This is a genomic window from Sphaerochaeta sp., from assembly GCF_050178175.1.
In the GTDB taxonomy this organism is placed as follows: domain Bacteria; phylum Spirochaetota; class Spirochaetia; order Sphaerochaetales; family Sphaerochaetaceae; genus Sphaerochaeta.
This window is the reverse complement of sequence record NZ_JBFXGH010000067.1, coordinates 1-11,521: the sequence shown is the minus strand read 5'-3', so window position 1 is coordinate 11,521 and position 11,521 is coordinate 1. Positions and strand designations below refer to the sequence as shown.

Below are 11,521 nucleotides of genomic sequence, written 5' to 3'. Positions count from 1 at the left end.
TATTTTATTGGATAAAGTTTATTGATTCTGTTATATTTCGACTAGAACCTATATCAAATAATAATTATTTGATATAGGTATGCTATGTATATGCACATATAATAGTCAAAAAAAGTATAGAATTTATTAGTTTAGGTATTTTAATAAATGAGTAAGATAGCTATATACATTATCCTGTAATGTAAATATATTGGAATTATATAATAAAGAATATAATACAATATAATATACAGCAGAAATGATATTGATACACTATTTAATACATAAAAATATGTATTGAAAAAAAACAATTATATCAACCATTGGATGAAGCATAATAGTTGAAGAAATGTTATCAGACCATTTTTAAGAATTCCCTTTTGAGCTCTTCTTCTTCATGCGGTATAATCTTTTGTGAGGTATGAGAGATGGCAACAGCATGGTGGGAAGAGTGTATCGTCTATCAGATCTATCCACGTAGCTTTCAGGATACGAATGGCGATGGGATTGGCGACCTGCAAGGTATCATAAGGAGAATGGATTATCTGGTTTCACTAGGTATCGATGCGATATGGCTAAACCCAATTTATTGTTCCCCTATGGCGGATTATGGATATGATATTTCTGACTACCAGAATGTAGACCCGGTATTTGGAACTATGGCCGATGTAGAAAAATTGATTCAGGAAGCGCATAAGAATAATATCAAAGTTATATTTGATATGGTGCTTAATCATACATCAATAGAACATCCTTGGTTCCAGGAGAGCAGGCAATCGAAGGATAATGATAAGGCTGACTATTACATCTGGAGTGATACGATTCCTAATAATTGGCAAGGAGCATTTGGGAAGAGAGCATGGAGTTATGATGAGAAGAGGAAGCAATACTATCTACATTCTTTCCTGGAAGAGCAGCCAGATCTTAACTGGAGGAACCAGGAGGTTGTAAATGCGATGTTCTCAATCCTTACATTCTGGTTGGATCGTGGGGTGGATGGGTTCCGTCTTGATGTGATCAATTGCATAGTCAAGGATAAGACACTAAGAAGCAATCCAAGAATTTTTGGTTCTCGCCCGAGGCCATATGATATGCAACGGCACATCTTTGACAGAAATAGACCGGGAACACATCAGAAATTGAGAATGATGCGCCAATTGGTCGATACCTACCCAGACAGGATGCTGGTAGGTGAGATCATGGTTGAGCTGCCAGGGGAGCCGGAATTGGCTGCCTCATTCTTGGGCAGGAATAGGGATGAACTACATCTCTCCTTTGATTTCTCTCTTGCATATACTCGATTCAATGCTATCAAGTGGCAGCGAAGCGCAAAGCGTTGGTGTGAAGCAGTAGGTAAAAATAGGATACCGAGTTGGGTACTAAATAATCACGATATACCAAGATTAGTAAGCCGACTTTCTGGAAATGTAGCGAAAACGAAACTTGCTGCTCTGTTTTTGCTCACGCAAAGGGGATCGATATTTCTGTACTACGGAGAAGAATTAGGTTTGCCCGATTCAAAAGTCCCTTGGAAATCGATCAGAGATCCTTTAGGAAAAAGATATTGGCCGGTTCATCCAGGAAGGGACCCTGCAAGGGGGCCGATGATCTGGTCCAATGAAGAGGGATACGGTTTTACAGATGGAGAAAGCTGGCTTCCATTTGCCTCCAATGCTGACTCCTATGCAGTGACAACGCAAGAGCAAGATGCTTCATCCATGTTGCATTACTATCGAGCACTGATTGGCATGCGGAAAGAGGAGCCTGTCTTCAGACGTGGGACATGTGCATATCTTAATACGAACAACAAGCATATTGTTTGTTATATACGTGAATATGATGATGAGAAGCGATTGATGCTTCTGAATTTCAGCGCTAGGACACAGAATGTTGTCCTCCGTGACTTGGCGTATCAAAAAAGTGACTGGATTTTGCGCTTTACCTCACAGAGAATGCTTCCGGATACCAAGACTGAATCATTTTTACTTCAGCCTTGGCAGGGATGCATTTACAGTCTGAAGAGCAAATCATCATAACTGGGAAATGGCCAGTATTGCTTCTCTGTGTAAGTCTCTGCAAGATCGACATAACTTCTCAGTGTTTGCATCTGAGGTACCACCTCATCACGATAAATTTCTGCCTGGGTCAGCACTTCGTCATGAAAGGATAGTGCTTTTGCTACACAAGTATGCAAGTATTCCGTAGCTTCAATTGCCTGATTGAGAGCATTCTGGACAATACCCACATTCCGTTTTTGCAGCGTGGTATCGAGACCTATGGCATTTTGCTTGGCAATTGTATCGCTGAGCTTGCCAACATATTCGCTTACCGCAGGAATGACATACTTTCTACACATTTCAACCATGATCGAAGCTTCAATGTTGATCTGTTTGCTGTAGGTTTGCAGGTATATTTCGAGTCTGGAGGTAATCTCACTCTTCGTAAAGACCTGCTGTTTTTCAAAGAGCTCCAAGCTCTTCTCACTCAGCATTTGTGGCAGAGCACTAACAGTGTCCTTAAATTCGGGAAGTCCGCGTTTTTTAGCTTCATCTTTCCACGCTTTGCTATACCCATTTCCGTTGAAAACAATGCGTTTATGACCCTGGTAGAAATCAGTAATGATGTTGTGGCACTCAAGCTCAACATCTTCTGCAGCCTCAAGACGATTGGCAGCTTCCTCAAGAACTTGTGCAACGGCAGTGTTGATATAGATATTTGGGCCTGCCATAGACTGTGATGAGCCTACCATCCGGTATTCAAACTTATTGCCGGTGAAGGCTATTGGACTGGTTCTATTACGGTCAGTCAGGTCCTTGGGTAGCTGAGGCAACATGGTCATTCCCATCTGTACGTATTGTCTGTCGCTTTTTGTGCAACAACCTTCCATGGTAATGGTGTCGAGGATGGTGCTGAGCTGTTCCCCCAGATAAATGCTGATAATTGCGGGAGGAGCTTCGGCACTGCCGAGGCGATGATCATTGCCAGCGGTGGCCGCACCGCATCTGATAAGAGGAGCATATTCATCCATTGCCTTGATAAAAGCAGTAAGGAAGATAAGGAATTGCAGATTATCCTCAACATTGTTGCCAGGGCTGAGAAGATTTGTGCCATCATCAGTACTGAGCGACCAGTTGTCATGCTTGCCTGATCCATTTACTCCCAGGAAAGGCTTCTCATGGAGGAGGGCTACCATGTCATGGCGAAGTGCCACCATCTGGAGTACATCCATCAGAAGTTGGTTGTGATCCGTTGAGAGATTGGCAGCATCATATACGACTGCAATCTCAAACTGGTTGGGAGCAGCTTCCTTATGCTGGGTCTTGCTGCTGATACCGAGCTTCCAAAGCTCAAAATTGAGTTCACTCATGAACACTGTCACCCGATCCCCGATGGTACCGTAGTAGTGGTCATTCAGTTCCTGTCCCTTGGCCGCCAAGTTACCCATAACGGTACGTCCCGTGAGCCTGAGGTCGGGTCTCCGGTCATAAAATTGCTTGTCCACCAGGAAATATTCCTGTTCAGGACCGATATTGACAATAACGCGTTTTGCTTTGGAATTTCCCAAAGCCTTTAGCACGCGGAGGGCCTGTTTTTCGAGTGCTTGGTTGCTTCTCAGCAATGGTACTTTCTTGTCGAGTGCTTCCCCGTTGTAGGAGAAGAATGCAGTGGGTATGTACAGGGTTTTTACCCCGTTGACGTCCTTGATGAAGGCAGGGGAGGAGGTATCCCAAGCAGTATATCCACGTGCTTCAAAAGTTGCCCTTAGTCCTCCATTTGGAAATGAAGAGGCATCACCCTCTCCCTTGATCAACTCCTTCCCGCTGAATTCAAGCAGGACCTTCCCTCCCTTGGTAGGGCTGATGAATGAGTCATGTTTTTCTGCGGTAAGGCCGGTAAGTGGCTGGAACCAGTGACAGAAGTGGGTTGCTCCTTTTGCAAGGGCCCACTGCTTCATTGCACTTGCAACAAAGTCTGCCAGTTCACTGGTCAGTTCACGTTGACCACGCTGTACTTCCTTCAGCTGTCTGATGATTGGGTCGCTGAGGTACTTACCCATCTCTACTTCAGTGAAGCAATTGACTCCATAGAAATCGGTAACCGGTGTTTTGGCGTAGTCTATATCGAACATAGTGCCCATCCTCTGATTGGTATGTTCAGACAATACACACTTTTTGCATGATTATGCAATAAGGCAGAGGATTACAACGTATCTTTTGGAGTGATACTGATGGTAATGGTATCGTGATACAAACCTGCTGGAGCCATGTCAGCACGGTCTTGATTGATCCCAGATACCTCAATCGAACGAATGTTTGGAGCAGTGGAAGAAAGATTTACCCAGTCAAGGGGGACATTACCTGTCACTGGTTCTCCTCCGAAGAGAAGAAGGTAGGGGATGGCAGAAAGCGTACGCTGGCAATCCGGAAAAGTGTTTCCTGTTGCACATACACTGGTTGTCCATTCTGCTCATACCAGGTCACCAGTCCAGTGAATCCAAATGAGAAGCATCAAAAGGGTAGGGACCCTTTTCAAATTTCAGAACCAATACCGGTTCATAGACAACCTGCACTTCTGCAAAAAGTGCACCGAGACAATCCATAATGAATAGTAAATTATCATGATCAGCCAACCACAAAGTTACCACAGGTGAAAAGCCTAGGCCACCGCGCAGGGACTAGTTCAAGGTTCAAATTCTGTAATCTGGATTATTGCATTTGGAATTCCTCCGTGCAATAAAACGCCTTCATGCAAATGTAGACGTGCTAGCCAAAAAGCAACACTATTTGTCCATCTCTTGTGATTTGTCCGTTAGTTTGCTATTTTATAGTATGATAAGTTTATATTGGAGATTGGCTTCTAGATTTGTGGTACCAATACTATGAAAAATATATATCGATTTTGCATAATATTAGTTCTCTTTTTCTCACCGATGGTACTATTCGCTGAGGTGACAGCCACATATCTGAGAGAAAGTGCAATCACCCTTGATATCTCTCCTGGCCCATTCACCCATCCGACCGTGTTGGGTGCAAAACTTGGCACATTTGTCATAACTTCGACAAACGGAGAAATATATAGCCCCTCTTTGGTGAATATAGGAGAGGCAAGCGGCCAAATACCGCTCACTGGACTTATGAAGGATTGGGCTGATGGTCCATTCGTGTTAAACACGAATGATTTCTACATTATATCTGTTGCCTATCCCAATGGCTTAGGTTCAGAGCCGGTCCTGCAGGTTCTCTACAATAATGTGAGGCCAATAATTTCTTGGCAGAGAAATACAGTGTACGCAAATCCTTTTTATGTAGAATTATATTTGGTGAATACAAATAGTACCAATAGGAATGCTCAAAGTGGATGGCGGCCAGCTTCTTACTTTAAATTGGATTCTCCCTATTCCTTACCCGTTGGATTCAATCCTCTCTTCAGTGTGGCTGTTGCCGATAGTCCAAATACCAATGTTGGAACGTATACCACAGGATCAGGCAGTGTGAAGGAATCACAAGGGAGTTATGTTACTACCGATGGTTCAAGTGGTCCTGATAATACTCCAATTCTTGATCCGGGAAGTTACACCAATCCAGATGATCCGGATACACCAGGATTTTACTATGGTGAGGTACCAGTCACCGAGAGTTTCTTCATCGATTTCCTTATACCTGAATCAAATTTTGAACTCAGTGATGCCTATGGGAGCAACAGGGTGACCATAAATGAGGCTCGCATAGAAGTCATGAATGGGACACAAGGAACCAATTATACACAGCTGTTTACCTTTACTGACCAATCTCAGGCATCCTCGTTTCAGCTTTTCCCAAGTGCTGGTTCTGGAAGTCCCATCAATTTCAACCTATACCTGGAGAACGATCTGATAGAAAAAGGGACTGCTTACACATGGTCAGGCTTACAGCCCGGCATATTGAATACCCGCAATATCCGTATCGGTGGCATCAGTGAGACAGAAGTCATGAATCGGGTCAGCGGTACGTATACGGATACCATTACCGTGACCATAACCAACCCTGATTAATCATCTCACCTGCCTGGATGCCAGCCTCTCCTTGAGCAGTCTCAGCTTGTCGCTCACCTCATCACTGGAAAGCTGCTTGTTTGGATCTACCTCATCAAACAGTTCCTTGGGAATCTCCTCAAGGAAACGTGAAGGGATACTGGTTACCAGTTCGAATCCTCTTTTTCGCTTCTCACAGCTGCTGATGATAAGTGCACGCCTTGCGCGGGTGATAGCTACATAGAAAAGCCGGCGTTCCTCATCAAGACTTTCAGGGTTCTCTTCAATTGCCCTTGCATGGGGAATGTACTGATCTTCCACCCCTGCGAGATATACCGTGTCGAACTCCAGCCCCTTGGAGGCGTGGATGGTCATCAGGGCAATTTTCCCTGCATCCTCTTCCTCTGGGTTCTCTTTTCCTGCAAGACTGATCCTGTTCAGGTAGTCGAATATGGAAGCATTCCTGTTCTCAGGGTTCCTTTCCCACCTTGCAAGCATATCACAGAGCATGTTGACACCCTTCATCTTATACGCAGCGAAGGCTTCATTGTCGGGATGTTCAGCCTCGATATGCTGCTTGTACCCAATCTCCTGGATCAAGGTCCTGAGTATCTGGTTTCTCTGGGTGTTTGTATTGAACAGCTTGTAGTGATACTCCTCAATCATATCAGCAAACCGCTTAAGGGTATGCTTCATTGCTTCAGTGACTTGCCCATCAGTAGAAATGCTCATGAGGGTCAGGGCACTGAAGAGAGAACACTTATGGTCATCAGCTACCTTGCGCATCTTCTCGAGCGTGGTCCTGCCGATTCCCCTTCTTGGCGTGTTGACGATCCTGAGCAGGTTGATATCATCATCCTGGTTTGCGATCACCTTCAGGTAGCTCACAATGTCCCTGATCTCCTTCCGGTCGAAGAAACTCTGCCCACCGGTCACCTGGGAAGGAATACCCCGTTCAGTGAACTTGGTCTCCAGGATGGCTATCAGGCTGTTGGTTCTCACCAGTACACCGAAATCACTGAATGGACGGTCCTCTTTCTTGTGGATCATGAGAATCTCATCTGCGATGGTTGAAGCCTCATCCTCGTCGTGGGCAGGGTGGATGAGCCGGATGGAAGAGCCCTTTCCACTATCTGTCCAAAGCTTCTTGTCCTTCCTCATCTGGTTGTTTACGATCAAGCGGTTTGCAGCCTCGAGAATATTTCCAGTGGAACGATAGTTGCGTTCGAGCTTCACTTCCAGACGCTCGGGGAATTCACGTTCAAACATCACCAGATTCTCGTAATTTGCACCTCTCCAGCTGTAAATGGACTGGTCGTCATCACCAACCACGCAGAGATTGCGGCTCTCTTGGGCAAGCAGCTCGACCATGCGGTACTGGGAAAGGGAAGTATCCTGGAACTCATCCACAAGAATATGACTGTAGCGTTCCCTGAGTTCATCTAGGATTTCAGGATGCTTGTCAAACAATTCAAGGGGTTTCATGATCAGGTCATCAAAGTCGACAGCGTTGTATGCCTTGAGATGTTTCTCATACTCATAGTAGAGATTCCTGATCTTGTCTGAGGCGTTGGGGCCAAAGACCTTGCGCTTTGTCTTGATGTCACTGAACAATGATGAAAGCTCAAACAAGTCAAAACTCTCAACTACATAATCAAGATTCTGGATTACTTCCTTCATCAAGGCTTTCCTGTCATTGGTATCATAGACAGTGAAATTATTCTTGAATCCCAAATGATGGATGTATTGCTTGAGTACTCCCATGCCAAAAGCATGGAAGGTGGTCGTGGTTAGCTTCTTCAACGGCAAGCCAGTGAGGGAGCGCACCCGCTGTGCCATCTCCTTTGCTGCCTTGTTGGTGAAGGTCAATGCAAGGATGGAGTGTTCATTGATTCCTTTCTCCAACATATGCGCAATACGAAAGGTCAGCATTCTAGTTTTTCCACTACCGGCTCCGGCTATAACAAGCAGGGGGCCGTGTAAAGTGGATGCAGCTTTGCACTGCTCAGGGTTGAGCTCTTTTTCTAAATTGAATTGCATGGTTCCTCAGATTCGTTTAATGAAAACTGAATCGATTCCAACCCCAAGGACAACCAAGCTGGTGACGATCAGGCCGGAGACAATGACTCCGCCGAATACTGCCATCATGGTCTTGCGCTTGTCAAGGCCCAAAATCCAGGAACCAAGGGTACCCGTCCATGCGCCGGTAATCGGCAAGGGTATTGCCACAAAAAGAAGAATACCCCAGTAACCATACCGGTTGACCTTAGAAGAGACACGTCTTTGTGCCCTGGCGACAAAACGGTCGAAGAAGGATGCGTACCACTTCCAGTGTCCATGGAATAGTTTATGGAATGTTGCCAGGAACGTGTACACGATCGGGGCCACCAAGGCATTGGTGAGTACACAAAGAGGCGTTGCAATGAAGAGTGAAACACCATTGAAATAGGCATACGGTATGCCTCCCCTCAGTTCGCTGATAGGGAGAAGGGAGAGCAAGATACTGAAAAACAAGGCGGGACTATCCATACAACCATCCTCTAGGAGGGAATTACTTCATCAACAAGTATCGCTGAGGCAGGGCAAACTTCATGGCAACAGTAACATCGGATACAAGCCTTAGGGTCGATGATGATACGTTTATCAACCATCGTCAAGGCTCCGGCAGGACAAATGTCGATGCATTTCCTGCAACCAATGCAAGAATCGACCAAAAAGACCGGAGCCTTGCGCTCCTTCTTTACCTTCCAGCGAATATAGTGACTGAAAACAAAGGGAACGATCAAGGAGTGGATGAAACTGGTGCGCTTTTGCATTTCGATACGGATGTAATCACTCTGTACCAGCTTTTCAGCAGAGAGAGCAGGGTAGGAGGTGGGTTTGTCTCCCAATCCTCTCCTAATTCCCTCAGCAACAATGGGCACAAGTAGAGGATCATACCCCATGATCTGTGCCTGTGCATAATCCAATGCCACAGGGTCACGGCTGGCGATCAAGAGGCCCAGATGGCGAGAGATCCCATTTGCCGGGCCTGGCCCCTCCATGGCGATGATCCCGTCCATCAGGCTGAACGCAGGCTTCACGATGGATGCAATGCCCACCATCAGGGCTGCAAACTGTTCACGAGAGGGGAACTGTACATGGCAGGGACTCTTGTAGAGATTGGGCACCAATCCAAACAGGTTCTTGACCGCTCCTGTGGCGTACATCAGTTGGTGTGTCTTGAACTTGGGGAGGCTGAAGACCATATCCACCTGAGACAGTACGGCAGCGAGAGGAAGCTTCTTGCCACGGGTATACGGAATGGTGTAGGTCTTGGGTTGTTTGGTGAAGTCAATCCATTGCACACCTTCCTCTTCACATACTTGATATATACCTGAAGCTTTTGGTTGGAAATTGGGTTTCTGCAATCCGGGGGAATCACCAACCAGCACTTCCTTTGCGCCTTGGCTCTTGAGATGCCTGATCATAGCCCTGAGGACGGCTGAATGTGTGGTTATACCACGTTCTTCCTTGGCATCACTGAGAATATTCGGTTTGAGAAGAATACGCTTGTCCCTGACATCAGGCATTTCTCCTATCTTGCATGCCACGGCAACCGCCTGATCGACCAACGCTTGTTCATATTGTTCACATCGTACAATGGCGACACTACTCATACATCTCTCCTGATCAGGCAAAAATAGAGTGGACCTCGGCCCTCTCCACGGTCGGGAAGGATGATGGAGCCATAATCTCTCTCTTCACTTCCCACTTGGGCGCTATCCATGATGGTGAATCTTCCCACTCGTTTTTCGAACAACTTCTCGACAACACGTTCATTCTCCATCGGATTGATGGAGCAGGTACTGTACAGAATATACCCACCCGGTTTTACCGCTTCCAAGGCGGCAGCAAGCATGGCAAATTGGGTTATGGCAAGCCTCTTTGGACGGGATGGGCTCCACATCGCAAGGGCCTTTGGGTCATGCAACACATGGCGCTCACTGGAACAAGGGGCGTCGAGCAATACCCGGTCATATACATTCTGTTCATAAAGCGACCAGCGTGTAGCATCATGGGCTGTTACCTGAACAAGTTCCCGTTCGGCCTCGCTGAGGTGGTCCTTTACCACTTGCTTCAGTCTTGCCCTCCGGGCGGAAGAGCGGTCATTGGAGACCAGTTTCCCCTCACCCTGGAGAAAGGAAGCAAGCACAAGCGTTTTCCCACCTGGGGCTGCACACATATCCAGTACAGTCTCTCCCTTCTGTACACCAAGCAGTTTTGCAGCGAGAACCGATGCTTCATCGAGGTAATATGGCTGGGTCAGCCCCTCATCGTACGCGATAGGTACCTTATCCTCAATCAAGGCTGCCTTCAGCGGTTCCCAGCGATCTTTATAGATATCCTGGTAATATGCCCCAAACAGCGTCTCTCCATCTGCTCTGCCCTTCTGTTTTGCCATGGTCAGACTGTACCAACTTTTATCCCTCTTGTGAACCTTTCCCTCTTATGATATGCTCAGCCATGGCGTATATAACTGCATTTCTCGAAGGCATTATCAGTTTCATCAGTCCCTGTATTCTTCCCATCCTCCCGCTGTACTTCTCGTACCTAGCCGGTGGTGTGGCAGAGCAGGATCAGGAAAAGAATCTGCTGGTGAAAAACAGCATAGCATTCGTCGTTGGATTCACCATCCTCTTTGTAGCCCTTGGGGCTGCCTCAACCACCATAGGGCAGTTCCTGCAAAGTCACTTGGACATGCTCAACCGTATCGGTGGTGTCCTGGTCATCCTCTTTGCCTTGAACAACTTGGGATTCGTCCTGATACCCGCATTGAACAACAACCACAAGTTCCAAATGAAAGGCTTGCAGAACATGAATGTTCCCAAGTCGATGCTCTTTGGCTTGGTCTTTGCCTTGGGCTGGACTCCCTGTGTAGGCCCCCTACTCGGTAGTGCCCTGATGATGGCGGCAAATGCTGAAATGGTATCAAAGGGTATGCTGACCCTTTTATTCTATGCCATGGGCCTTGGCATTCCATTCTTGCTCTCGGCAATCTTGCTCGAGCAGCTTGAAAGTGTCTTTGCAGCAATTAAGAAACATTCGAAGCTTATCACGATAATCAGCGGATTCTTCCTTCTGGCCTTCGGCATTGTCTTGACCTTGGGATTCAATCCGGCCGCACTATTTCTTTAGGAGTTTTTCATGAAAAAAAATACCCGTACCCTGATGATTACCCTGATTTCATTCATCGTAATCATTGTCGTCGCCTCAGTTGCATACAATGCACTCAAGGAGAGCAGCGCTCCATCTGTCTCACTCACCCCGAATCTTACGAATATTCCCACTGCTGCAGAAAAAACTGTTGCCGTTGCACCATCAATTGATGCAGTAGAAGAACCAGCTGTGGCCACAACAAGTTCTGCAGTTGATGAGCCGGTAGCAACTCCTCCTGAGGCAACAGCTGACGAAGAGGCCGATGCCCCTGAAACGGAAGCTGCTGCAGATGCTCCTGCTGAGGAAGCACCAAAGATGCCTGATATTCCTCTC

Annotated in this window: 9 protein-coding genes and 1 pseudogene; 4 read left to right on the top strand and 6 right to left on the bottom strand. The window is 46.4% G+C overall.

Annotated elements, in window-relative coordinates:
* Positions 1-407: 407 nt before the first annotated feature.
* On the top strand, positions 408-2,015 hold the full coding sequence (locus AB7S66_RS08300) for an alpha-amylase family glycosyl hydrolase (protein WP_428518976.1): 1,608 nt from the start codon (positions 408-410) through the stop codon (positions 2,013-2,015).
* Here the strand turns inward: AB7S66_RS08300 and AB7S66_RS08295 are convergent.
* Positions 1,988-4,108 carry a glutamine synthetase III gene (locus AB7S66_RS08295; RefSeq protein ID WP_428518975.1) on the bottom strand — a complete coding sequence of 707 codons (2,121 nt, stop codon included), beginning with the start codon at positions 4,106-4,108 and terminating at the stop codon, positions 1,988-1,990. The two genes, AB7S66_RS08300 and AB7S66_RS08295, sit on opposite strands and share 28 nt — an antisense overlap.
* Before the next feature lie 71 nt (positions 4,109-4,179).
* Positions 4,180-4,344 (bottom strand): hypothetical protein, encoded by a 165-nt coding sequence (locus tag AB7S66_RS08290; RefSeq protein WP_428518974.1) that lies wholly within the window; start codon positions 4,342-4,344, stop codon positions 4,180-4,182.
* A 955-nt stretch (positions 4,345-5,299) separates the two neighbouring features.
* Between AB7S66_RS08290 and AB7S66_RS08285 the strand changes: the two genes are divergently transcribed.
* On the top strand, positions 5,300-6,010 hold the full coding sequence (locus AB7S66_RS08285) for a hypothetical protein (protein WP_428518973.1): 711 nt from the start codon (positions 5,300-5,302) through the stop codon (positions 6,008-6,010).
* Here the strand turns inward: AB7S66_RS08285 and AB7S66_RS08280 are convergent, their stop codons facing one another.
* From AB7S66_RS08280 to AB7S66_RS08265, 4 genes are read right to left on the bottom strand one after another with little or no spacing between them, the layout of a single operon-like run.
* Complete coding sequence (locus tag AB7S66_RS08280; protein WP_428518972.1) at positions 6,011-8,029, bottom strand: ATP-dependent helicase; 2,019 nt, start codon at positions 8,027-8,029, stop codon at positions 6,011-6,013.
* A gap of 6 nt (positions 8,030-8,035) precedes the next feature.
* A complete protein-coding gene (locus AB7S66_RS08275; RefSeq protein WP_428518971.1) occupies positions 8,036-8,518 on the bottom strand; it encodes a COG2426 family protein in 483 nt (160 codons plus the stop codon).
* A gap of 11 nt (positions 8,519-8,529) precedes the next feature.
* The gene (locus AB7S66_RS08270) at positions 8,530-9,648 is read right to left on the bottom strand and encodes a DUF362 domain-containing protein (protein ID WP_428518970.1); all 1,119 of its coding nucleotides are present in this window, start codon (positions 9,646-9,648) and stop codon (positions 8,530-8,532) included.
* On the bottom strand, positions 9,645-10,433 hold the full coding sequence (locus AB7S66_RS08265) for an SAM-dependent methyltransferase (RefSeq protein ID WP_428518969.1): 789 nt from the start codon (positions 10,431-10,433) through the stop codon (positions 9,645-9,647). Before AB7S66_RS08265 ends, AB7S66_RS08270 begins: the two co-directional genes overlap by 4 nt.
* A 62-nt stretch (positions 10,434-10,495) precedes the next feature.
* Here AB7S66_RS08265 and AB7S66_RS08260 point away from each other — a divergent pair, with 62 nt between their 5' ends.
* Both AB7S66_RS08260 and AB7S66_RS08255 read left to right on the top strand, forming a co-directional pair.
* Entirely contained in the window at positions 10,496-11,167 is a 672-nt protein-coding gene (locus AB7S66_RS08260; RefSeq protein ID WP_428518968.1) for a cytochrome c biogenesis CcdA family protein, read from the top strand.
* 9 nt (positions 11,168-11,176) lie between these two features.
* Positions 11,177-11,521: pseudogene (locus tag AB7S66_RS08255) on the top strand (hypothetical protein); the annotation flags it as partial.